General features: G+C 54.3%; 17 protein-coding genes and 1 pseudogene. 9 read left to right on the top strand and 9 right to left on the bottom strand.

Annotated elements, in window-relative coordinates; all coding sequences use genetic code 11:
- Nucleotides 1-2: 2 nt before the first annotated feature.
- From pqiA to pyrD, 5 genes and pseudogenes are all read right to left on the bottom strand, one after another.
- Nucleotides 3-1,243: pseudogene (gene pqiA / locus AU511_RS05295) on the bottom strand (membrane integrity-associated transporter subunit PqiA).
- Nucleotides 1,244-1,304: 61 nt separating this feature from the next.
- Nucleotides 1,305-3,224, bottom strand: coding sequence for an ABC transporter ATP-binding protein (locus AU511_RS05290; protein ID WP_094109015.1), 1,920 nt, complete (start codon nucleotides 3,222-3,224; stop codon nucleotides 1,305-1,307).
- A gap of 4 nt (nucleotides 3,225-3,228) precedes the next feature.
- Nucleotides 3,229-5,346, bottom strand: coding sequence for a bifunctional 23S rRNA (guanine(2069)-N(7))-methyltransferase RlmK/23S rRNA (guanine(2445)-N(2))-methyltransferase RlmL (gene rlmKL, locus AU511_RS05285; RefSeq protein ID WP_094099789.1), 2,118 nt, complete (start codon nucleotides 5,344-5,346; stop codon nucleotides 3,229-3,231).
- A gap of 512 nt (nucleotides 5,347-5,858) precedes the next feature.
- Entirely contained in the window at nucleotides 5,859-6,419 is a 561-nt protein-coding gene (locus tag AU511_RS05280; protein WP_094109014.1) for a cell division protein ZapC, read from the bottom strand.
- Nucleotides 6,420-6,577: 158 nt separating this feature from the next.
- Nucleotides 6,578-7,585 carry a quinone-dependent dihydroorotate dehydrogenase gene (gene pyrD / locus AU511_RS05275; protein WP_094099787.1) on the bottom strand — a complete coding sequence of 336 codons (1,008 nt, stop codon included), beginning with the start codon at nucleotides 7,583-7,585 and terminating at the stop codon, nucleotides 6,578-6,580.
- 249 nt (nucleotides 7,586-7,834) lie between these two features.
- Here pyrD and ssuE point away from each other — a divergent pair, with 249 nt between their 5' ends.
- From ssuE to ssuB, 5 genes are read left to right on the top strand one after another with little or no spacing between them, the layout of a single operon-like run.
- Nucleotides 7,835-8,392, top strand: coding sequence for an NADPH-dependent FMN reductase (ssuE, locus tag AU511_RS05270; RefSeq protein ID WP_094109013.1), 558 nt, complete (start codon nucleotides 7,835-7,837; stop codon nucleotides 8,390-8,392).
- Between the two features lie 9 nt (nucleotides 8,393-8,401).
- Nucleotides 8,402-9,358, top strand: a complete 957-nt coding sequence (locus AU511_RS05265; RefSeq protein ID WP_094109012.1) for a sulfonate ABC transporter substrate-binding protein — start codon at nucleotides 8,402-8,404, stop codon at nucleotides 9,356-9,358.
- Between the two features lie 19 nt (nucleotides 9,359-9,377).
- Nucleotides 9,378-10,523 carry an FMNH2-dependent alkanesulfonate monooxygenase gene (gene ssuD / locus AU511_RS05260; RefSeq protein WP_094109011.1) on the top strand — a complete coding sequence of 382 codons (1,146 nt, stop codon included), beginning with the start codon at nucleotides 9,378-9,380 and terminating at the stop codon, nucleotides 10,521-10,523.
- A gap of 9 nt (nucleotides 10,524-10,532) precedes the next feature.
- Entirely contained in the window at nucleotides 10,533-11,324 is a 792-nt protein-coding gene (gene ssuC / locus AU511_RS05255; RefSeq protein ID WP_094109010.1) for an aliphatic sulfonate ABC transporter permease SsuC, read from the top strand.
- Nucleotides 11,321-12,115, top strand: a complete 795-nt coding sequence (ssuB, locus tag AU511_RS05250) for an aliphatic sulfonates ABC transporter ATP-binding protein (protein WP_094109009.1) — start codon at nucleotides 11,321-11,323, stop codon at nucleotides 12,113-12,115. Before ssuC ends, ssuB begins: the two co-directional genes overlap by 4 nt.
- A gap of 224 nt (nucleotides 12,116-12,339) precedes the next feature.
- Here the strand turns inward: ssuB and pepN are convergent, their stop codons facing one another.
- On the bottom strand, nucleotides 12,340-14,955 hold the full coding sequence (gene pepN / locus AU511_RS05245) for an aminopeptidase N (protein ID WP_094109008.1): 2,616 nt from the start codon (nucleotides 14,953-14,955) through the stop codon (nucleotides 12,340-12,342).
- Nucleotides 14,956-15,528: 573 nt separating this feature from the next.
- On the opposite strand from pepN, the gene pncB reads away from it, so the two are divergent.
- The 4 genes from pncB (at nucleotide 15,529) to AU511_RS05225 (ending at nucleotide 21,108) form a co-directional block, all read left to right on the top strand.
- A complete protein-coding gene (gene pncB, locus AU511_RS05240; RefSeq protein WP_094109007.1) occupies nucleotides 15,529-16,734 on the top strand; it encodes a nicotinate phosphoribosyltransferase in 1,206 nt (401 codons plus the stop codon).
- Between the two features lie 180 nt (nucleotides 16,735-16,914).
- Nucleotides 16,915-18,315, top strand: a complete 1,401-nt coding sequence (asnS, locus tag AU511_RS05235) for an asparagine--tRNA ligase (RefSeq protein WP_094109006.1) — start codon at nucleotides 16,915-16,917, stop codon at nucleotides 18,313-18,315.
- Nucleotides 18,316-18,607: 292 nt separating this feature from the next.
- On the top strand, nucleotides 18,608-19,675 hold the full coding sequence (locus AU511_RS05230; protein ID WP_094109005.1) for a porin: 1,068 nt from the start codon (nucleotides 18,608-18,610) through the stop codon (nucleotides 19,673-19,675).
- 242 nt (nucleotides 19,676-19,917) lie between these two features.
- Nucleotides 19,918-21,108 carry an amino acid aminotransferase gene (locus AU511_RS05225; RefSeq protein ID WP_094109004.1) on the top strand — a complete coding sequence of 397 codons (1,191 nt, stop codon included), beginning with the start codon at nucleotides 19,918-19,920 and terminating at the stop codon, nucleotides 21,106-21,108.
- Nucleotides 21,109-21,202: 94 nt separating this feature from the next.
- Here the strand turns inward: AU511_RS05225 and AU511_RS05220 are convergent, their stop codons facing one another.
- The 3 genes from AU511_RS05220 to ldtD form a co-directional block, all read right to left on the bottom strand.
- Entirely contained in the window at nucleotides 21,203-21,847 is a 645-nt protein-coding gene (locus AU511_RS05220) for an MBL fold metallo-hydrolase (RefSeq protein ID WP_094109003.1), read from the bottom strand.
- 64 nt (nucleotides 21,848-21,911) lie between these two features.
- A complete protein-coding gene (gene mepK / locus AU511_RS05215; RefSeq protein ID WP_026742703.1) occupies nucleotides 21,912-22,460 on the bottom strand; it encodes a peptidoglycan L,D-endopeptidase MepK in 549 nt (182 codons plus the stop codon).
- 167 nt (nucleotides 22,461-22,627) lie between these two features.
- Nucleotides 22,628-24,346, bottom strand: coding sequence for a L,D-transpeptidase (gene ldtD, locus AU511_RS05210; RefSeq protein ID WP_094109002.1), 1,719 nt, complete (start codon nucleotides 24,344-24,346; stop codon nucleotides 22,628-22,630).
- Between the last annotated feature and the right edge of the window lie 98 nt (nucleotides 24,347-24,444).

Raw genomic sequence — 24,444 nt, 5'->3', positions numbered from 1 at the left:
TCTCACTCACGGTTGTAACGATCCCACAACAGGCGGGGATCAAACATAATAGCGGCAAGCATGGTCAGAATAACCACCGCGGCAAACAGCACTGCGCCGATTTCAGGATACACGCTCATAAAACGGCCGACGCGAACTAACGCTGACAGCACGGCAATCACGAACACATCAATCATGGACCAACGCCCCACGAATTCCACTACTTCGTAGACCAGATGCATACGCTCGGTATCGTGACGGCTTTTGCCCTGCGTACACCAGCAAAGCCAGCCGAGCGCGATCATCTTCAGTGTCGGCACCATGATGCTGGCGACAAAAATCACCAGGCAACCGGGTAGGAACCGGAGCCCCACAGCAAGACAACGCCGGACATAATCGTCGAATCCATTCTATTGCCCAGCGCTTCCGTCACCATGATGGGCAACATATTGGCCGGGATGTACAACATGAGCGAGGTGACCAGCAGCGCCAGCGTCCACTGTAGGCTATGCCGCCGACGCAGATGTCCATGCGTGTGGCAACGCGGACACACCTGCACATCCGCCGGGAGCACCGCCGTACAACAGCTGCACGAGCGCACGCCCTGCGCAATCCCGCTGCGCCCAGTTTTCAGCGTATCCGGCACTGCCGGCGCGGGCGTAACATCGTGCCATAAACGCCGGCGGTCCAGACTTTGGAAAGCCAGCAGTTGCAGAAGACAAAACAGGACATAGGGAATAAAGCTGATGCCGATGCCGATGCTGCCGTAGGCCATCAGTTTGACGAAACTCACCAGCACACCGGCCAGAAAGATTTCCGGCATACCCCAGCTTTTCAGTTGGAACAGAATTCGCGCCAGCAGCCGGGTAAGCCCAAGATTCATCCGGATATGCCCGCACAGCCCAATAATGATGAGCATGCAGCTGGCGGGAATACACTGCACAAACAGCATGAACAGCGTCGCGACGCTGGCATAGTTCTCATCCACCATGACTTTGGGGATTTCCAGCAAAGTGACTTCACTGGTGATCCCCGCCACTTGCATGGAGACGAAGGGGAACAGCGCAGACAGGAACAGCATCACCAGCGCGCTGATGGCGAAACTCACCGAACGCCAGCGCGCTTCAGGACGATGGCTCGTCAGTAGCGTATTGCATCGCGGGCATACCGCCCGCTGCCCTGGCCGTAAGTCAGGAAGTTCGACCAGCAGGTCGCACTGCGGGCACAGCATCTTACCCTCCGCAGAGTGGGTGTGGGTGCACATCAATAACCTCCTGTTGCCAGCCAACCAGGCAGCCGCGACGCGGGCATGCCTGACGTAAAAGCTATGCGTTGCCGTTTTGCAAAGACTCAAGCTCTTCCCAGCGGGCAAAGCTGGTTTCCAGACGCTGTTCCGCCAACGCTAACGCGTCCAGCACCGGCTGCGTTTCCTCATGAGGTCGTGAGAAAAACGACGGGTCGTTCATCTGCGCCTGGAGCGAAGCGATTTCACGCTCAAACTCTTCCAACTGCTGAGGCAACTGAGCCAGTTCACGCTGTTGGTTGTAGCTGAGCTTCACCGTGGCGGCCGGTTTGGCCGGTCGCGATGCGGCGGGCGCAGACTTGGACTCGACGGGAGCAGACGTCGCCGTCGTGCGCAGCGGGGTAGCCACTGAACGTTGCTGCTGTGCATCATAGTAACCGCCGACGTACTGGCCAATAACGCCGTTGCCTTCGAAAATCCAGCATTCCGTTACCGAGTTGTCGACGAACTGCCGGTCATGGCTTACCAGCAATACCGTGCCCTGATAGCTGTCGAGCAGCTCTTCAAGGAGCTCCAGCGTTTCCACATCCAGGTCGTTGGTCGGCTCATCGAGAATCAACAAGTTGCTGGGCTTCAAAAATAGCCGCGCCAACAGCAGGCGATTTCGCTCTCCGCCGGATAACGCCTTCACCGGCGTCATCGCCCGTTTAGGGTGGAACAGGAAGTCCTGCAAATAGCCGAGCACATGACGAGAGCGACCGTTGACCATAACTTCCTGTTTGCCTTCGGCTAGGTTGTCCATCACCGTCCGCTCCGGATCCAATTCGGCTCGATGCTGATCGAAGTAGGCAACTTCCAGCTTTGTGCCGCAATGGATGCGGCCACTATCTGCCTTCAACTGGTCCAGCATCAGCTTCAACAGCGTGGTTTTACCGCAGCCGTTAGGCCCGACCAACGCGATTTTATCGCCGCGCTGAACCTGAGCGGAGAAGTTGTTCAGCAAGACTTTGCCGCCGACCTGATAGCTCGCGTTTTCCAGTTCAAAGACGATTTTGCCGGAGCGCGCCGCCTCTTCCACCTGCATTTGGGCCGACCCCATGACTTCGCGACGTTGTGTACGCTCCTGACGCAAAGCCTTCAACGCCCGCACACGGCCTTCGTTACGGGTGCGGCGCGCCTTGATGCCCTGACGGATCCAAACCTCTTCCTGCGCCAGTTTGCGGTCGAATTCCGCGTTCTGTAGTTCTTCCACTCGCAGGGCCTCTTCCTTGCCCGCCAGATACTTATCATAGTCGCCTGGCCAGGAAACGAGTTTGCCGCGGTCCAAATCAACGATTCGAGTCGCCATATTGCGAATGAAAGAACGGTCATGGGAAATGAAAATGATGCTGCCCTGAAACGATTTCAGGAACCCTTCCAGCCAGTCGATGGTTTCGATGTCCAGATGGTTGGTCGGTTCATCCAGCAGCAATACCCGGGGAGCGCTCACCAGCGCCCGGCCCAAAGCCGCCTTGCGCAGCCAACCGCCGGACAGGGACGACAGCGGCGTATCCGCGGTCAGACCCAGCTGTTCCAGCACGGCGCTAATGCGATCTTCCAGTTTCCAGAGACCCTGATGGTCCAGCACTTCCTGGACTTTGGACAATTGATTCAGATTCCGCTCGCTGGGATCCGTTTCAACCAGCCGCAGCGCGGCGTGATATGCCTTGAGATGCTCTGCCTGCTCCGCGACGCCCTCCGCCACAAAGTCGAAAACGCTGCCGGCCACGTTGCGCGGCGGGTCCTGCTGCAAGCGGGCGACAATCAGATCCTGCTCAAAGATAAGACGCCCATCATCCAGAGGGATCTCCTTGGCAAGGATTTTCAACAGGGTGGATTTCCCGGCACCGTTACGGCCAACCAGACAGACACGCTCATTGTCTTCGATATGCAGCTCGGTATTGTCCAGCAGCGGCGCATCGCTGAATGACAGCCAGGCGCCCGATAAACTCATTAATGACATGTAATTACTTTTCCTCTCCGGCGTGCTTCAGCAGCCAGCAGTTGTGAATCTGACGATTGCGGGCGAAATCCTGCGATTGGGTGCGTGCAGTAATGTCCTGCGCGTCCAGACCCAGCTCGGCGAGGCCTTCCATATCCATCTGGAAGCCCCGTTTGTTGTTGGAAAACATGATAGTACCGCCGCGTTTCAACAGACGCTTCAACTCTTTCATCAGCATCAGATGATCCCGCTGCACGTCAAACGTGGCTTCCATCCGTTTAGAGTTGGAGAATGTCGGCGGATCGATGAAGATCACATCGAACTGTTCGTTAGACTGGCTCAGCCAGCTCAGGCAATCCGCCTGGATCAATCGGTGCTGACGGCCGGTGAGACCGTTGGCGCGGAGGTTTTTCTCCGCCCATTCCAGATAGGTGCGCGACATGTCCACCGTCGTCGTGCTGCGTGCGCCGCCAATGCCCGCGTGAACGCTGGCAGTACCGGTGTAGGCGAACAGGTTGAGGAAATCTTTTCCCTGACTTAGCTCGCCCAGCATTTTACGCGCGACGCGGTGGTCCAGGAACAGCCCGGTATCCAGGTAGTCGGTTAAATTGACCCACAGTCGAGCATTGTACTCGTCCACCAGCAGGTACTCGCCTTTCTGGGCCAGCTTCTCATACTGATTTTTCCCTTTTTGCCGTTCACGCGTCTTGAGGACCAACTGATTGGTCGGCACACCCAGCACGCTCAGCGTGGCATTGATTACGTCGAACAAACGCTGGCGGGCTTTCTGGGCATCGACCGTCTTCGGCGGCGCATATTCCTGCACCACCACCCAACTGCCGTAGCGGTCGACGGCGACGTTATATTCCGGCAAATCAGCGTCGTAGACGCGATAGCACTCAATCCCCTGCTGTTTGGCCCATTTGTCCAGCTTACGCAGATTTTTCTTCAGTCGGTTGGCGAAATCATCCGCCGGCGCGCTGACGTTTTCAGCGCTGTTCGCCGCCAGCTGATAATTTTTCTGCACACAGTCCAGCGGGCCGTTTTTGGCTTTGAATTGGCGGTCGGCGCGCAGTTGTAAACAGCTCAGCAGCTCCGGCGAGGCGCTGAACAGGGACAGCTGCCAGCCGCCGAATGCGGCTTTCATAATCCGCCCCAGCATGTTGTGCAGCGCAATCAGAGCAGGCTCGCTTTCCAGACGTTCGCCGTAAGGCGGGTTGCTGAGCACCGTTCCGGTAGGGCCTTCCGGCAGCGGATTTTTGAGTTGTACGGCATCGCAGACATCAAAACGGATCAGTTCACTGACCCCAGCGCGGCGCGCGTTGGCGCGAGCGATGTCGATCACCCGACGATCGTTATCCGAGCCGAAGAAACGTGATGCGGTGGCCTGCACTCCGGCGCGGGCGCGCTGCTGAGCGTCAGTGGTCACCTCTTTCCACAGCGTCGGATTAAACTGCTCCCAGGCCAGGAATCCCCAATGATGGCGGTGCAACCCCGGTGCCCGGTCGGCAGCGATCATCGCCGCTTCGATCAATAACGTCCCGGATCCGCACATCGGATCGACCATGGGTGTTCCATCTTCCCAGCCGGAACGCAGCACGATCGCGGCCGCCAGGTTCTCTTTGAGGGGCGCCTGACCGGCCAGTTCGCGGTAGCCGCGCATGTGTAGTCCATCGCCGCTGAGGTCGATCGCCACGCTGGCTTTCTCTCGCTGCAGAAAAACGTTGATGCGAATATCTGGCTGCTGTTTAGCGACGTCGGGACGCTGGCCGGTACGGCGGGTGAAGCTGTCGACGATGGCGTCTTTCACTTTCAATGCGCCGTACTGGCTATTGCGGATTTCGTCATTGGTGCCGCTGAAATGGACGGCGAAGGTTTTGTCGACGCTGAAAATCGTCGACCAGTCTACGGCCTGAACGCCCAGATAGAGGTCCAAATCGCTGTAGACGTTGAATTCGTTGAGCGGAAGCAGGATGCGGGATGCCAGGCGGCTCCACATCAGACTTTGGTACACCAGGCGATCGTCTCCCTGAAAATGCACGCCCCCCTGCACGACCGCGCAATCCTGGGCGCCCAGCGCCTCTAGTTCGCTTTTTAATAATTCTTCCAAACCACGCGCCGTGCTGGCAAACAGAGAGTTCATAGAGCAGATATCACCTTAAAGAAAATTGACGCGCATTATAGCTAATCCCCACCGGTTGTCATAATGCACCGCGGCCGATCGAGGTCGTTGTGGTCTTTGCCAAGTCGGGTTTGGCGGATACGATCCTTGAGCATCAGGATGCCCGGTTGTCAGATGACGCCGCCGCGCCCCCTGCGCCCACGGCCGAATGTGGCGTGAGCAATGGATTGTCAGTGAAGGGAACTTCCGCTTGCCGGTGGCCAGAATAGCCCGAAACGAGCCGCACAAAACGTATATAAAGCAGCGATACCCGGTCAGCGTTGACGTCTAAACCGTCGTCATAATGGCTATATCGACGAATTGGCCAACGTTAAACGCGCAACAGACCTAGAAAGTAGGGGAAGAACATGATGAGGACAAACAAAACTTGCCGTTAGCGACGCGGGGGAATGTGGAGGTCAGAACCGATAAGCATGCGAAAGAGCCGCACGGTCAACGCCGGACTTAAGTAGCCGACCCCGTACCTGGCGGAATCAGCCTACGCAGGCATACTGCGACGAATCATTGTCGATATCGTTAACCGTCGCCGTCGGCGACAGCCGATCATGCATAATTTTGATGGGATCGCCCAGTTGCAGCGTTTTGGTATTCAGCGTCAGTTGGCTTTGCGCCAACAAACACAGGCTGGCTTTCTCACCCTCTTCTACCACCAGGAGACTGGCGTTTTCATCGCGATCCACGAGTTGAACGTTGACGATGTCCCCTGTCGTCGGGCGATACCCCTCACCTGATTGCGGCGTGAAATGCCAGCTTTTAGGCATTAGCGGTTTCATAAAGCGATTCGCGACCAGCGCGTTTAATATCAGTTCAGCTTTTTCGGCCTGTGGAAGGGTTATTTTCTGGCACTTTTCCTGATAGGTAAAAAATAACGCGGCATCTTCGACGCAAAACGCGCTTTCGATAAAAGCATCCGGGGTTAACATCGACATAGGATAACGGGAACGGAATAACATCCCATCCGCCAGATCCAACATCAGGCGCTGCTGTTCGTTGTCAAAATACCAACGCCAATTATCGTCAGGTTTTAATTTCATCGTGATACCTTCATTCTTCCTTTTGCACTGCCTGCGATATTTAACGCCTACAAAATTAACCCGTGGAGAACTCTGATGCGTTATTTTTATACAGAACAAAAAATATAGACTAGCCGGGAGCAGAAATAAACCCCCGGCTATAAATGAAGATGAAAAAATTAGATGTGATTGACGATATCTTTAATTAGACCCGGCCCACGGAAAATAAACCCGCTGTAAATTTGCACCAGCGTCGCGCCCGCCGCCATTTTTTCCCGGGCAGCCATCAGAGAGTCAATACCGCCAACTCCGATAATAGGGAGACGACCGTTCAATTCCTGAGATAAACGACGAATCACTTCGGTGCTAAGCAGTTGTAAAGGACGACCGCTCAATCCCCCGGTCTGACCGCTATGATTCAATCCTTGGATCAATTGACGATCCAGCGTGGTATTCGTTGCAATCACGCCATCAATATTATGCCGTACCAGACTATCGGCAATTTGGATCAATTCTTCCTCTGAAAGATCCGGCGCTATTTTCACCGCCACAGGAACATATTTTTGATGTTTGGCTTCCAGCTCCGCCTGTTTATTTTTTACCGCTTGTAACAAATCATCCAGAGCTTCACCGTACTGAAGGGTACGTAATCCTGGCGTATTCGGTGAAGAAATATTAATGGCGATATAACCCGCATGGGCATAGGTCTTCTCCATACAGATCAGATAGTCGTCCTTTCCATTTTCTACCGGCGTATCTTTATTCTTGCCGATATTAATGCCCAATATGCCGCCGAAATGAGATTTCTTAACATTCTCCACCAGATTATCCACCCCAAGATTATTAAATCCCATGCGGTTAATTAATCCTTCGGCTTCGACCAAACGAAATAAGCGCGGCTTATCATTTCCTGGCTGAGGACGTGGCGTCACGGTCCCGACTTCAATGAAGCCAAATCCCATGGCCCCCAACGCATCCACGCACTCACCGTCTTTATCCAGCCCGGCCGCAAGCCCCAGCGGATTTTTAAACGACAGCCCCATGCAAGTCACGGGCTTGGTGGGAACAGACTGACGGACGAGAAATTCTAACGGGGTATGGCTGATACGACGCAACTGCTGAAAGGTAAACTCATGCGCGCGCTCTGGGTCGAGCTGGAATAACGCTTTACGAATAAGGGGGTACATGGACTCTCCTGGATTCCCGGTTGCAGACCGGGGCAGTATTATCGGCCATCCGTTCCGGAAAGGGAATTGACCTGTGACAAAAAAGGCCTCGGCGGTCCCGACAAGCGGGTTATAACGCCGGCGATGTTATGCACTTTCAGTCTTTCGATTACACAATAAATCATTTAATGGAATAAGTCGGTGTCTGCCAGACTGACTGCACATTGCTCAATGGTAAGAGTTACTAACAATACGTTAGAAGGAGTACCTATGCGCGTTATCACTTTAGCAGGAAGTCCTCGCTACCCATCACGCTCCACCGCGCTGCTGCAGCATGCGAGCAAGTGGCTGACGGCCAAAGGCGTGGAAGTCCTCCCCTGGCATCTACACAATTTCCCCCCGGAAGATCTCCTCAATGCCCGCTTCGACAGTCCGGCCTTAAAAATGCTCAACGAGCAGTTGTCCACCGCCGATGGCGTGATTATCGCCACTCCAATTTACAAGGCTTCGTTTACCGGCGGTCTGAAATCCCTACTGGATGTCCTGCCCGAACGAGCGCTGGCGCACAAGGCAATATTGCCGATCGCCACCGGCGGATCGCTTGCACACATGCTCGCGGTCGACTACAGCCTACTTCCGGTACTCAACGCTTTGAAGGCTCAAGAGATCCTTCAAAGCGTGTTCGCCGACGACAGCCAGATCCGTAATTACGACCGCACTCCCGAATTCTCCAGCGCGCTGCACGAACGGCTACAGGAAGCGTTAGAGAACCTGTTTCAGGCGCTGCTGAGACGTCAACACTATCCCCAACTGCAACACATCGCATAGGAATTCCGCATGTTTTCATGGTTGAAACGTCAATCGCCCTGGCTGATGATCGGCTCGCTGGGGCTGGCTTCCGTCACCTTCGCGGCCGAGAGTCCGCCGCAGCTGCGTATCGGTTACCAAAAGGGCTCCGTCAGTCTGCTGCTCACGAAAACGCATCAGCTGCTGGAAAAAAGGTTTCCGCATACCGCCATTCGCTGGATCGAGTTCCCCGCCGGACCGCAACTGCTGGAAGCGTTAAACGTCGGCAGCATCGATGTGGGCAGCACTGGCGATACGCCCCCGATATTCGCTCAGGCCGCCGGCGCGGACCTGCTCTACATCGGCGTCGAGCCCCCAAAGCCCAAAGCTGAAGTCATCCTGGTCGCCGCCAACAGTCCGGTGAAAAGCGTCGCAGACCTGAAAGGGAAAAGAGTGGCGCTTCAGAAGGGATCCAGTTCGCACAATCTGGTACTGCGCGCCCTTCAACAGGCGGGGCTATCGTTCAGCGATATTCATCCTGCCTACCTGACACCAGCCGATGCTCGCGCCGCATTTCAACGGGGAAATGTCGACGCCTGGGCCATCTGGGATCCCTACTATTCCGCCGCCCTGCTGCAGGGCGACGTTCGCGTGTTGACCGACGGCAGCCATCTGAATCAGACAGGTGCGTTTTATCTGGCGTCCCGTCACTACGCGGAGCGCAATGGCGCTTTTATCCGGCAGGTGCTGGAGACGCTGACGGAAGCTGAAAAATTTACGGTCAGCGAACGTACGCAGAGCACCGATCTGCTGGTCAACGCAATAGGGCTTCCACATGCGGTGATTGCAAGCTATCTGGATCATCGCCCGGTGACCGTGATCCGCCCTTTGGATCAACACGTCATCAGAGCGCAACAGGAGACCGCGGATCTGTTCTATCAAAATCGCCTGATCCCGGTGCCGATCACGATCTCATCTCAGGTCTGGAACGCCCCGTCCGAACAATAAAATCGACTGGAGACACGTCATGAGCCTCAATATTTTCTGGTTTCTCCCCACACACGGCGACGGTCACTATCTCGGTAGCGGTGAGTCGGCACGTCCGGTGGATTACCGCTACCTGCAACAAATCGCCCAGGCGACGGATCAACTTGGTTTCGGGGGCGTGTTGATCCCGACCGGGCGTTCCTGCGAGGACTCCTGGCTAGTCGCGTCATCGCTCGTCCCTGTGACTCAGCGGCTGCGTTTCCTGGTCGCGCTACGCCCCGGCATCATTTCGCCTACCCTGGCCGCGCGCCAGGCGGCGACGCTGGACCGCCTATCCAACGGCCGCGCATTGTTTAATCTGGTGACCGGCGGCGATCCTGACGAGCTGGCCGCCGAAGGTCTGTTCCTTAACCACGAGGAGCGATATGAAGCGTCCGCCGAATTTACCCACATCTGGCGACGGGTGCTGGAAGGAGAAACTGTCGATTTCGACGGCAAGCACATCCAGGTCAAAGGCGCGCGGCTGATCTTCCCGCCCGTGCAGCAGCCTCGACCGCCGTTGTACTTCGGCGGATCGTCCGACGCCGCACAAGACCTGGCGGCGGAGCAGGTGGAACTGTACCTCACTTGGGGAGAGCCTCCGGCACAGGTCAAAGAGAAAATCGAGCAGGTGCGCGCCAAAGCGGCCGCGCGAGGGCGCACAGTGCGTTTCGGCATTCGCCTACACGTGATTGTGCGGGAAACCACTCCAGAGGCCTGGCAGGCGGCGGATCGACTCATCTCTCAACTGGACGACGACACTATCGCCAAGGCGCAGCAGGCGCTGGGACGTTACGATTCTGTTGGCCAGCAACGCATGCTCGCCTTGCACGGCGGGAAACGAGACAAACTGGAGATCAGCCCCAATCTCTGGGCAGGCGTGGGATTGGTACGCGGCGGCGCGGGCACAGCGCTGGTAGGCGACCCCGCGACGGTCGCAGAGCGGATTCATGAGTATGCGGACCTCGGCATTGACACGTTTGTTCTGTCCGGCTATCCGCATCTGGAAGAGGCGTATCGTGTGGCGGAACTGCTGTTTCCCCATCTGGACGTCGCCGTTCCCGACGTGCCAACGCCTAGACCGCTACCCGCGCTGGGTGAAGTCATCGGCAATAACTATGTGCCGCTTCAGGCCGCGCAAAGCTAAGGAGCGTCCATGAAATCGCTATGGCGACATACGGCTTATCGACTTACGCCTTGGGCGCTGCCGCTCCTGCTGGTGGTCGTCTGGCAGATGGCATCGCAAACCGGCTGGCTATCCACCCGCATTCTGCCCTCTCCCGAAGCCATTGTCGCAGCATTTTGGCGGCTGACCGTCAGCGGCGAGCTATGGCAACATCTGGCGATCAGCACCTGGCGCGCGCTGCTCGGCTTCGCTATCGGCGGCTCGCTGGGGCTGCTGCTCGGTTTTATTTCCGGGCTTTCCCATACGGGCGAGCGTCTACTCGATACCTCCGTACAGATGCTGCGCAATATTCCTCATTTAGCGCTGATCCCATTGGTGATTCTGTGGTTTGGGATCGAAGAAAGCGCCAAGATCTTTTTAGTCGCCCTAGGCACCCTATTCCCTATTTATCTCAACACCTATCACGGCATCCGTAATCTTGATCGCGGTTTGCTGGAAATGGCGCGCAGCTATGGATTGTCGGGATTCAGTCTGTTTCGGCAGGTCGTGCTGCCCGGCGCGCTCCCCTCCATCATGGTGGGCGTCCGGTTCGCGCTGGGGCTGATGTGGCTGACGCTGATTGTGGCGGAAACCATTTCGGCCAGTTCGGGCATTGGTTATCTGGCGATGAACGCGCGGGAGTTTCTCCAGACCGATGTCGTCGTGGTCGCCATTATTCTTTATGCCTGCCTGGGCAAACTGGCCGATGTCAGCACTGTGTTGCTGGAGCGCATATGGCTACGCTGGCACCCCGCCTATCAACCTAAGGAGAAACCCGCATGAATCTTACCTCGCTCTCCTCGCCGTCGCGTCTTAACGCGGGTATGCCGCTATTGATCAATGGCATAAGCAAACGTTACGGTCGGCGTTCAATCCTGCGGGACATTCAGCTGCATATCCCCGCGGGTCAGTTTGTCGCCGTCGTGGGCCGCAGCGGCTGCGGTAAAAGCACTCTGCTGCGCCTGCTCGCCGGACTGGAAACGGTGTCGTCCGGGGAATTGCTGGCAGGCAGCGCACCGTTAAGCCAGTTTCGCGCGGATACCCGGCTGATGTTTCAGGAGGCACGCCTGCTCCCCTGGAAAAAAGTGATTGATAATGTGGGGCTGGGGCTGCGCGGTGAATGGCGATCTGCCGCGCAGGATGCGCTGGCTGCCGTCGGACTGGCCTCGCGTGCAAACGAATGGCCAGCCGCGTTGTCCGGTGGACAAAAGCAACGTGTGGCGCTGGCCCGCGCATTGATTCATCGCCCCGGTTTGCTGCTACTGGATGAACCGCTGGGCGCGCTGGATGCGTTAACGCGCATCGAGATGCAGGGGCTGATCGAGTCGCTCTGGCTGCAACAAGGTTTCACGGTGCTATTGGTTACCCATGACGTCAGCGAAGCAGTCGCATTGGCGGATCGCGTTATTTTGATTGAAGAAGGTCAAATCGGTCTGGATATTTTGGTCGATCATCCCCGACCACGTCGACGCGGCTCGGCAAGATTGGCCGAATTGGAGGCCAGCGTGTTGGAACGGATTCTGACGCCCACTCAGCATGAACAACCGGCGTCGGTAACGCGGGCGACGTTGTAATTTCTATACATTAAAACAAAAAAACAGCCGCTGCCTTGGACAGGCGAGCGGCTGCGAGACCTGAAGTAAATAAGCCGCGACGAGGCCTTTTTCACCATATCAACCATCGGTCCGTTGAGGCCCTGTTTGAAGACCTCAACATCACCGCGACGGCTCTGCGAAGACTCGCTCCGTTCCTGTGAGGCCGGCGCCACCTGAAGCCTGGGACGAATCTACGAAGACGATCAGGCTTCCAGTGCCTTCCCAATCTTCTCGAACAAGTCTCCCGACAGATTGGGCAACGCTTTAAGTGTTTCCAACGCCTTGCGCATCTGCTCCTGTCGCGATTGATCGTAACGCTTCAAACGGATCAACGGTTCGATCAACCGGGCGGCAACCTGCGGGTTACGCGTGTTGAGGTCCACCAACATTTCGGTCAGGAATCGGTAGCCGCTACCGTCAGCGGCATGGAATGCCGCCGGGTTGCCTGACGTGAAGGCACCAACCAGCGACCGCAGACGGTTCGGGTTGTTCAGACTGAACGAGCGGTGTTTCAACAGTGCCCGTACGCGATCCAGCACATCGGTTTCTGGGCTGGTGGCCTGTAACGTAAACCACTTATCCATCACCAGGCCGTCCTGATGCCAACGTTCGTCGAACGAGGCCAGCAGCGCATCGCGACACGGCAGCAACGCACTCACCCCAGCCGCCAACGCCGCCAGTGAGTCCGTCATGTTGTCGGCTTGCTCGAATTGACGACTCACCAACGTATCCGCCTGATGTTCGTCGCCGAAGGCCAGATAATGCAGGCAAACATTACGCAGCGCGCGTTTACCCATGTCTTCCTGATCGATGCGGTAGGCGGGAGTCTGATTATCACGATACACCGCCAGCAGCTCGTCAGCCATCTCCTGCGCCAGCGTTTGAGTCAACGCGTGACGTACGGCGGAAATCGCTTCCGGGTCGATAATATCGAACAGTTCGGCAATCTCATTTTCACTGGGCAGTGACAAGATCTGTGATGCCAGCATCGGGTCCAGAGAGTCATCCAGCAAAACGCCGCGGAAAGCGTCAACCACATGCAGCGGTAACGATAACGGCTGTTTCTGCTGATAGCGCGCCACGTTCAGACGAATATGGCTCGCCAGCAGGCTTTGCGCCGCATCCCAGCGGGAGAATGCGTTGCGGGCGTGGCGCATTAGGAAGGTCAGTTGTTCATCGCCCCAGCTGTAGTTGACTTTCACCGGCGCGGAAAACTCTCTTAATAGAGAAGGAACCGGCTGACAAGGGACCTGCTCGAATACAAACGTTTGTTCGGGTTCAGTCACGCTCAACACGGATCCTACCGACTGGCCGTTCTGCACCAGCGGGATCGGCTGACCCTCGCTGTCGTACAGCTCGATATCCAGCGGGATATGCAGCGGCTGTTTACGTCGTTTGTCATGACCGATAGGCGTGTTCTGCGTCACCTGCAGGCGATATTGTTCATTCGCCGCATCGTAATCATCCTGAATGGTCAGCACCGGCGTTCCCGCCTGGCTGTACCAGCGACGGAACTGCGTCAGGTCGATTCCTGATGCGTCCTCCATCGCTTGAACAAAGTCGTCACACGTGGCGGCGCTGCCGTCGTGGCGGTCGAAATAGAGCCGCATCCCAGCCTGGAATTTTTCTTCGCCCAACAGCGTATGCATCATGCGAATGACTTCGGCACCCTTTTCGTAAACCGTCAGGGTATAGAAGTTATTCATCTCAATGACCTGATCCGGACGAATCGGATGAGACATCGGACTGGCATCTTCGGCGAACTGCGCGCCGCGCATTACGCGGACGTTGTCGATCCGGTTAGCGGGACGTGACCCGCGATCGGAGCTGAACTCCTGATCGCGGAATACCGTCAGGCCTTCTTTGAGGCTAAGTTGGAACCAGTCTCGGCACGTGACGCGGTTGCCGGTCCAGTTGTGGAAATACTCGTGACCGATCACCGCTTCGATATTGAGATAATCCTTATCGGTCGCGGTCTCCGCTTTTGCCAGGACATACTTGGAGTTAAAGACGTTCAGCCCTTTGTTTTCCATCGCGCCCATGTTGAAGAAGTCGACGGCGACGATCATGTAGATGTCGAGATCGTATTCCAGACCAAAGCGTGTTTCGTCCCATTTCATCGCATTTTTCAACGACGTCATCGCCCAGTCGGCGCGGTCGAGATTACCGCGGTCCACGTAAAGTTCCAGCGCCACTTCTCTGCCGGTACGCGTGGTGAACGTATCGCGTAATACGTCAAAATCTCCTGCAACCAAGGCAAAGAGGTAGCAAGGTTTGGGGAAGGGGTCCTGCCATTCCACCCAGTGACGGTGATCGGCAAGCTCGCCCTGCCCCACGCGGTTGCCGTTAGACAACAGGTAGGGATAGCGGGTTTTGTCGGCCGTAATCCGGGTGGTGAAACGGGCCAGTACGTCGGGTCGGTCAAGGTAGTAAGTGATATGACGGAAACCCTCGGCCTCACATTGGGTGCACAGAGCATCGCCGGACTGATACAAGCCTTCCAGCGCGCTGTTAGCCGCGGGGTTGATTTCCGTTTCGATCTGCAACGCGAATTTTTGCGGCAGTCCGTTGAGTTCAAGACCATCGGGGAGCTGCTGGTACTCCGTCCAACGCTGACCCTCCACCAGAATGTCGATCAGGTGCAATCCTTCGCCGTCCAACCGCAAAGGTGCCCCGATCTCGCCCTGCAATACCACCTGACTAGTGGCGACCACCCGTGTTTTGTCCGGGCCCAGGTCAAAATCCAATGCGATATCGGTGATGGTGTAGTCCGGCGCGCGATAGTCGTGCCGATATTTTACTTGGGGTTGCTGGCTCATAAATCGTTACCTTAGTGACGGACAATAATGGCGACAGGTCATGCAATCAGCCCGCCGGGTTAAGAAGGGCCATTCCAGACAGGGCGCTTATTTTTCGCGGCGAGCGCCTGCGTCGTTCCACGGCGCGTAAATTGAGTTAAACCACCGAGTCTCTCAATATAGACGTATCTGGGGGGTGAACTTCGTGTCCAATCTCCCCATCAACTCTCTGAATAACACATCAAAATGCGTTTTTTTTACCCACAGATTCTTTATTGAACAAGCTGTTACCTCTATTAAAGGGATCTCGGTGACGGAATGCAAACATTCCCTCTTTTCTACTTTTGAATCGAACACAACGCGTTTTTTTTGAATTTTTTGTTTAGTATAAAAAACATTTGGTTTCAAACACTAATGTTAAAAATGGCAAAAAAACAGACACTTTATTTTCACAATCGCACATTTGAATCTCGCCTAAACACGCCCATTATGGTGATATAGCGCGAACAAACAGACGATTTTGGGAAGGTTCCGAGCCCTTCCGTCATCGTTTTAACCGCTTAACTGCGTTGAACGAGGATGCTGTAACGCATTATGACTTCTTCCCTTTCCCCGATTATGACCTCGTTGCTGGATACCGACGCCTACAAGCTGCATATGCAGCAGGCTGTCTATCATCAGTACTACGATGTTGAGGTGGCGGCGGAGTTCCGCTGCCGCGGTGATGAAAAACTAGGTATCTATGCGGAGGAGATCTCCGCGCAGGTGGAAGCGATGGGCAGCCTGGCGCTCAGCGACGACGAGTTTGACTATCTTTCAGCACTGCCTTTCTTTAAAACAGATTACCTGAATTGGCTGAAGACATTTCGCTTCAATCCCCGACAGGTTCAGATCAGCGCCCATCAGGGGCGACTGGATATTCGCATTGCTGGCCCGTGGCGGGAAGTGATTCTGTGGGAGGTCCCGTTACTGTCCGTGGTGAGCGAAGTCGTACACCGCGACCGCTCACCGCACGTCGGTGTAAATGAGGCTATCGCTCAACTGCGTCAAACATTGAGCCAGTTCGAAACCGCGACCGCGGGTACGGATTTGTCGCATTTCAAGTTGATGGATTTCGGCACACGTCGCCGATTCTCCCGCGACGTGCAATTCAACATCGTGCGCACGCTGAAAAAAGAGTTCCCTTATCTGATCGGCACCAGCAACTATGATCTGGCCCGGAGACTCAAGTTGACGCCGGTGGGGACTCAGGCCCACGAATGGTTTCAGGCGCATCAACAAATCAGTCCGACGCTCGGAAACAGCCAACGGGCGGCCCTGGAAGTCTGGTTGCAGGAATATCCCGACCAACTTGGTATTGCACTGACTGACTGCATCACCATGGATGCTTTCCTCAGGGATTTCGACCATCGCTTTGCGGAAAAGTATCAGGGCTTGCGGCATGACTCCGGGGACCCAATCCAGTGGGGCGAAAAAGCGATTGCTCACTACCTCTCGTTGGGAATAAATCCGATGGAGAAAACGTTGGTGTTCTCCGACAGCCTGAATATGGAAAAAGCCATCGCGCTTTATCGCCACTTCTGGCAGCGCATTAATCTCGTTTTCGGCATTGGTACACGTTTGACCTGCGATATTCCCGGAGTCACACCGCTCAACATCGTCATTAAGTTGGTGGAGTGTAATGGACGGCCGGTGGCGAAGTTATCCGACAGCCCAGGAAAAACAATTTGCCACGACCCGGCGTTCGTCAGCGCCTTACGAGAAGCCTTCGACCTGCCGCAGGTACGCAAGGCCAGCTGAAACGCCTGTTCCCACTCACCAGCGCCTAATCTTTAATCCAGCGACACCGGAATGCGCAAAACTTATTGCATTCCGGTGATTTCTACTTGTGTCCTGCATACCGGCAAGTAACATAGCGATGCTGCCCCGAGCTGGGGCGTTTACTGTTTTTAAACATATTTTATTCAAAGAGAGAATGTTATGAGCGTAGTGCCTGTAGTCGACGTACTGCAAGGCCGTGTCGCCGTTGACAGCGAAGTCACCGTGCGCGGCTGGGTACGTACCCGGAGAGATTCTAAAGCCGGTATTTCTTTTATTGCCGTCTATGACGGTTCCTGCTTTGATTCACTACAGGCCGTGGTTAATAATAATCTTGATAATTATCAGAGCGATGTGCTGCGCCTGACTACCGGCTGTTCCGTCGCGGTCACGGGTAAGGTCGTCGCATCGCCCGGTCAGGGCCAAAGCTTCGAGCTGCAGGCGACCCACGTCAGCGTAGTGGGATGGGTTGACGATCCGGATACGTATCCTATGGCGGCTAAACGTCACAGCATCGAATACCTGCGTGAAGTCGCGCATCTGCGTCCACGCACCAACCTGATCGGCGCGGTCGCCCGTGTACGCAACACGCTGGCGCAAGCTACCCACCGTTTTTTCCATCAGCAGGGTTTCAACTGGGTTTCAACCCCTTTGATTACGGCTTCGGATACCGAGGGTGCCGGTGAAATGTTCCGTGTATCCACGTTGGATCTGGAAAACCTGCCGCGTACCGAAGAGGGAAAAGTCGATTTCAGCGAAGATTTCTTTGGTAAAGAAGCTTTTCTGACCGTATCCGGCCAGCTAAATGGCGAAGCTTACGCGTGCGCGTTATCCAAAATCTATACCTTCGGGCCTACCTTCCGCGCTGAAAACTCTAACACCAGCCGCCATCTGGCTGAATTCTGGATGATCGAACCGGAAGTTGCCTTCGCCGATTTGGAAGATACGGCGAAACTGGCCGAAGACCTGCTGAAGTTCGTGTTCAAAGCCGTTCTGGAAGAACGCGCGGACGATATGGCATTTTTCGCTCAGCGCGTAGATAAAGAGGCATTGACGCGTCTGGAGAAATTTATCCATGCTGATTTCTCTCAGGTGGATTACACCGACGCAATCACCATTCTGGAAAACTGCGGCGAAAAATTCGAAAACCCGGTGTCTTGGGGGATCGATCTGTCTTCAGAGCATGAGCGTTATTTGGCTGAAAAACATTTCAAAGCGCCTGTGGTCGTTAAAAATTACCCGAAAGACATCAAAGCATTTTATATGCGCATGAATGATGACGGTAAAACGGTTGCCGCGATGGATGTTCTGGCGCCAGGTATCGGTGAAATCATCGGGGGTTCTCAGCGTGAAGAGCGTCTTGATCGTCTTGACCTTCGCCTGGAAGAAATGGGGCTGAATAAAGAAGACTACGGTTGGTACCGTGATCTGCGCCGTTATGGCACGGTTCCCCACTCCGGCTTCGGTCTCGGTTTCGAACGTCTGGTCGCTTATGTGACCGGCGTTCAAAACGTGCGAGATGTCATTCCGTTCCCACGCACTCCGCGTAACGCGAGCTTTTAATAAAAAATTAATATAAGCAAAACAAATATCTAGAATAACGAAGGGGCCGTTAATAACGGCCCCTTCGTTTATTTTGCATTCTTGTAAAAAGTTCAGTGGTTTTTACATTTTGTAATGCATATTTTCCAATGGTTACCTGATTGCGAAGTTAGTATCATTTTTAGGGTGGCTTAACGACCTAGTGAATGGAAAACTGCGTGCAGACACAGGAAGACATCACAATTGCCATTAAAGTTCCGTAAGAAATTTTTGAGGCAAATGTAGGTGTCAAATAACACCAATGAGGGTAACAATGATGAAGCGCAATTTTCTTGCAGTGGTAATCCCGGCTTTGTTGGCTGCAGGCGCAGCAAATGCAGCTGAAGTCTACAATAAAGACGGCAACAAGCTGGATCTTTACGGCAAAGTTGTTGGCCTGCACTACTTCTCTGACGACGACAGTAGTGACGGTGACAAAACTTATGCTCGTCTTGGCTTCAAAGGTGAAACTCAGATCACTAACGAACTGACCGGTTATGGTCGTTTCGAGTATGAATTCAATGCGTCAGGTGCTGAAAACCAGAATGCTTCCGCTAGCAAAACTCGCTTTGCTTACGCTGGTTTTAAATTCGCCGACTACGGTTCATTTGACTATGGTCGCAACCTGGGTATCGCCTACGACGGTATCTCTTACACCGACGTTCTGCCGGAATTCGGCAGTGACAGCCAGTACACCGATAGCATCACGGGCCGTAGCTCTGGCGTAGCAACCTACCGCAACAAAAACTTCTTCGGTCTGGTTGATGGCTGGGACTTCGCCGTACAGTATCAGGGCAAAAACGAAGGTACTCGTGCTGTAGAACGCCAGAATGGCGACGGCTGGGGCGTATCTTCTTCCTATACCTCCCCGATTGGCGTGGGCGTAATCGGTTCTTATGAATCCGTTGACCGTACTACTGCTCAATCAAACGACGGACACGGCGATCGCGCTGAAGCATGGGCTACCGGTCTGAAATATGACGCTAACAGCGTTTATCTGGCCGCAACCTACGGTGAATACCACAACCTGACCTACATCGACAGCGGTGTAACGGCTCTGACCAGCACAGCAGACAAAACCAAAGTCTTCGAAGCTGTCGCTCAGTACACCTTTGACTTCGGTCTGACCCCGTCTCTGGGTTACGTTTCCGCGAAAGCAAAAGACGACTCTAACGGTAACAACGACTACGTCTCCAAATACGTCAGCTTGGGTGCTAACTACGCGTTCAACAAAAACATGTCTGTCTACACTGAATACGACATCAACCTGCTGGACGACAATAATGCATATGGTCTCGCTAACGATGACCGCGTAGCACTGGGTGTTGTTTACCAGTTCTAATCTGCTTAAAGCTTATCTGCCTTATTTGGTAGTTTAGTTTATAAACCAGGTCAAGATTGCACGCCAGTTGGTATATTCAACTGGCGTTTTAGTTTGCGTAAAAGCAAACATTATGTTTGCCGGCTCGTGTTCTTCCTTTCCTAATAATTGTCATTTCTTTGGTGCAAACGGTTGGCAAAGCCTGATGCTAGCGTTAACCTGCTAGCTCACTTGCTTAAATTCAGTCACGGAACTACTGCGCAATGTTTGAAAAAATCTCTGCTGCTCCAGCCGACCCGATTCTTGGGTTGGCCGACCTCTTTCGCGCTGACGAGCGTCTCCATAAAATTAATCTGGGAATCGGTGTTTATAAGGACGAGACCGGCAAAACACCTGTATTAACCAGCGTAAAAAAAGCAGAACAATATCTGCTTGAAAACGAAGTCAGCAAAAACTATCTCAGCATCGACGGTTTACCGGAGTTTGCACTCCGCACCCAAGAGTTGCTGTTCGGTAAAGATAACGACATCATCACGACTAAACGAGCTCGGACAGCCCAAACCCCTGGTGGTACAGGTGCGCTCCGGGTCGCGGCAGATTTTATTGCGCATAACACGACGGCGAAACGGATTTGGATCAGTAATCCAACCTGGCCTAACCACAGGAACGTATTTGCCGCTGTCGGGCTGGAAGTTTGTGACTACGATTACTACGACGCCGACGCTCATAAGCTGGACTTTGACGGCATGGTGGCAAGCCTGAACGCCGCTCAGGCAGGAGATATTGTTTTATTTCACGGCTGCTGCCACAACCCTACTGGGATTGACCCTACGACAGAGCAGTGGGCTCAGTTAGCGTCACTATCACAGCAGAAAGGCTGGTTACCTTTGTTCGATTTCGCCTATCAGGGATTTGCGAATGGTTTGGATGAAGATGCTCAGGGCCTGCGGACTTTCGCCGCTAACCATCAGGAACTGTTGGTCGCCAGCTCTTACTCCAAAAATTTCGGCCTGTATAATGAACGTGTGGGCGCCTGCACATTGGTTGCAGCAGAGAGTACCATTGCCGACACCGCATTTAGCCAGATAAAAGCGGCGATTCGCGCAAACTACTCTAACCCGCCATCTCACGGCGCAGCCGTAGTCGCGACCATTCTTTCTAACGATGTTCTGCGCGGGATCTGGGAACAGGAACTCACGGCGATGCGTGAACGTATCCAGCGGATGCGTCAGCTTTTCGTGAACACCCTTCAGGAGAAAGGCGCACAACAAGACTTCTCTTTCATTATCCAGCAGAACGGTATGTTCTCATTTAGTGGACTTAGCAAGGATCAGGTCATCCGCCTTCGTGATGAATTCGGCGTTTACGCCGTTAATTCCGGGCGAGTCAACGTAGCAGGGATGACCCCAGAAAACATGGCTCCGCTGTGTGAGGCGATCGTCGCCGTGTTATAAACACGCAAATGTGTGAGCAAGAAAAAAGCCAGTTCGATTAACGCCGAACTGGCTTTTTTTCAACTCGCCTGAGTTTGAATCAGCAACCGGCGCATTACCCGACGGTAATCCCCTGCAAGAAAGGGTTAGTTAGACGTTCTTCACCCAAGGTCGACATCGGACCATGCCCGGGGATAAAAGCGACATCATCACCCAGCGGCAACAGTTTTGCAGTAATCGACTGAATCAGCGCTTCGTGATTGCCCTGGGGGAAATCACTGCGGCCCACGCCCCCTTTGAAGATGACATCGCCTGAAATAGCCAGCCGGTCAGACTCAATGAAAAAGACAATGTGCCCCGGCGTATGTCCCGGGCAATGCAGAACAGAAAGATGTACGTCACCAATAGTAACCGTGTCACCCTCATCCAGCCACTCATCCGGCGTCAGTGGCTGACAATCATCAAGACCGAACATCCGACTTTGTGCCGGTAGCCCGTCAAGCCAGAAAGCATCGTCACGCTGCGGACCTTTGATAGCCACCTGAAAATAGTCAGCAAGTTCTGCCGCGGCGCCAACATGATCCAAATGACCGTGAGTTAAAAGAATTTGCTTAACTGTCACACCGGCTTGAGCCACGGCTTGTTTGATCTTTTCTGCTTCACCGCCGGGGTCGACTAAAGCCGCGTCGCCGCTTGCCTCAGACCACAGCAAAGTACAATTCTGGCTAAATGCCGTCACAGGAATAGTTTGATATTTCATATCGCTCCGCTTTCGTCCTCACAGCCTGCGTCCCATAACATCATTGCAGACTGTTTTCTCTGTCTTACCAGGTACGCGCAGGACCTGTATCAATATGTACGAAGTTGCTGCGTGGATAGTATCCGACGCCACCCGCCCGCATTTTGACTGCCGCTTTGCGGATATTCGCTAGTTGCACGCCTTCAATATGAAAATCCATCGCTTTACCCTGCGTATGGTAGCTCTGTTTCGCCACGCCACGGCTGTGAGAGCGGAGGTCTTCATTAGTACCACGCGACCGGTAACCCGAAATCAGCTGCACCGGCTTGTTGTTGCCCAACATGACCTGTAATCGATATAGCTGATCGAAAAGTTGCGGATCAATGCTTTTAATTTTATTAGCGCGATAATCGCGGAAGAAATAATCTAATCGGGTAAGTTCTTCTTTTATGTAGCGGCGTCCATCGAAAAACTCTGCTTTTAGACGTTCGCCTGTATTGAGATTATTGAGTGTCAAGATTCGAGGACGTGCAGTAGATAATGAAGCGAGTGACTGACCAGGAAGCAAGGCTATGCCCAAAGCAGCCCCTCCGAGCGTCAACCATTTGCGACGATGGTTATCGATGTGTTCCATATAGCAATATTACCCAGGCTAATAATCGGTGTGAGGGCACAAAACGCGCACCGTTTTGAACCTTAACCGTCGAAACAGGCGGAGTCAACCCGCCTCGCCGCAAGCGGGGATAAGCGCCCTCGCCCGCGGCATCGGCCGACTCCGCCGTAACTTACGGAAATCCTTGCTTACTGTAATAATAATCCTACTTTGGACAGCATGGATTCACCGGTTTTGGAACGACCATCGTAATTGTAAATATCTGTACGATATTGGGCTTTTCCATCCTCTGCGACCCAGGCTGTCAGGTAATAAAAATTGACCGGGATACGCTTACGCATGGTGACGTACGTCGTATTGCCCTCTTCCAAGGTAGAGGAAACCCGCGCACTGTTCCAACCGGCATCCTGCAACAGCAGCCCGGCGAGCTCAGCCGCCTTATTGACTCGCACACAACCCGAACTCAATGCCCGAATATCTTTATGGAAAAGATTATGGTTCGGCGTGTCATGCAAATAGATGGCTTCAGAATTCGGCATATTGAATTTATAACGCCCCAGCGAATTGGTGGTTCCCGGTGCCTGGCGCAGACGATAAGGGAATCGGTCAGCTGACACCTGAGACCAATCGATCAGGGTAGGGTCAATCGGCTGCGCGTTCTCACTCCAATCAGACAACAGCGTGTAACCATGACGCTGTAAATATCCCGGGTCCATAATCACCTTGGGAATGATGTCCTGACGGGTCAGCGTTGTCGGCACGTTCCAGGGCGGATTGACAACCACATTAACCAACGCGCTGCTCATCAACGGAGTTTTACGTTTGGGCTGCCCGACAATCACTCGAGAAGATAAAATTTCGGCGCCGTTCTGATAATAGGTCAGCGAAAAGTTGGGAATGTTGACCAAAATGCCGTTCGACACATTGTCGGGAATCAAACGCAACCGCTGAATGTTCAGCGCCAGCAACGTCGCCCGCATTTGCGATGACACATTCAGCCAGTCTTTTGTCCGCTTCCCTATCGCACCATCGTCTTGTAAGCCGTGCCAATGTTGGAAGCGCTTAACGGCGTCCACCAGTTCTCCCGTGTAGACGTTCGTTGCCCCCGACGGCGCTGTGGCCCCGCTGCCATCAGTCGAAGGGGAGTCATTGAACAGCGGCAAGGTAGTCGCATTCGAGGCCAACATGCCGGTGCGTTGCAAAATCTCCCGCAGAGCCGGTAACTCGCTGCTCTGATCGCCGGGTCGCAGGGTGCCGCCAAGCTGCAATTTGGGCCACGGACGTTTGTCCAACAGGCTCGCTTTCAACGCTTCATGCATCTTCACATACTGGGAGTGCCGCGGAGCCAGGGAGGCGACGAATTCCGCGCTACGGCCTTCTTTCACCGCATTTTGCCATTCCGCAATCCGCCCTGAGGGCGGTAAAGATAGCGTATAGGGCACATTGGCGTATAACCAGTTGCTTCCATTTTTGTCCACGCCTGAGACGTATTGCAGGTAGCCCAACATAGCATCGGATAGCACCCGGTCCCTCGCAAATCCAGTCAGTTTGGGGTCGGTCAACCAGGAAACCCATGTCGTGAATTGTGGCTGAATGCCTGCGAGCGCCAACTCGGCTAATTGTTGTTGGAAAGCAGTAACGGCTCGACTATCTGACCATATGGGCTGCTCAGCCGTTTGCGCATACAGCCCGCGCAGCGCAGAGTCATAATGCAGTGTCATGCCCGCAGGCAATTGCCCGCGCAAACTGGTAGCCGCTGATGCGGCGGTGGATATTGGCGTAGTCGTCCCTGACAGCATGGTTTGCGTGTCCGCCTGAGCTGAAAACGCAATTAGGCTGCCAAGCCAAAGCGTGCCTCCCGTTATGCCCAGTCGCAGACCTTGCATTTTTCTTTTTGCTAACAACATCCAATAATCCCCTGTTTTTACCTTACCGAATTCAGTACTCGCCTTCGCCGCATGATGGAAAGAGATTTTCATTTGCGGAAAGTCACGGTGCTTTATGG

The sequence above is a fragment of the Lonsdalea iberica genome (assembly GCF_002111585.1).
GTDB lineage: Bacteria > Pseudomonadota > Gammaproteobacteria > Enterobacterales > Enterobacteriaceae > Lonsdalea > Lonsdalea iberica.
This window is presented reverse-complemented; position numbering and strand designations above follow the sequence as displayed.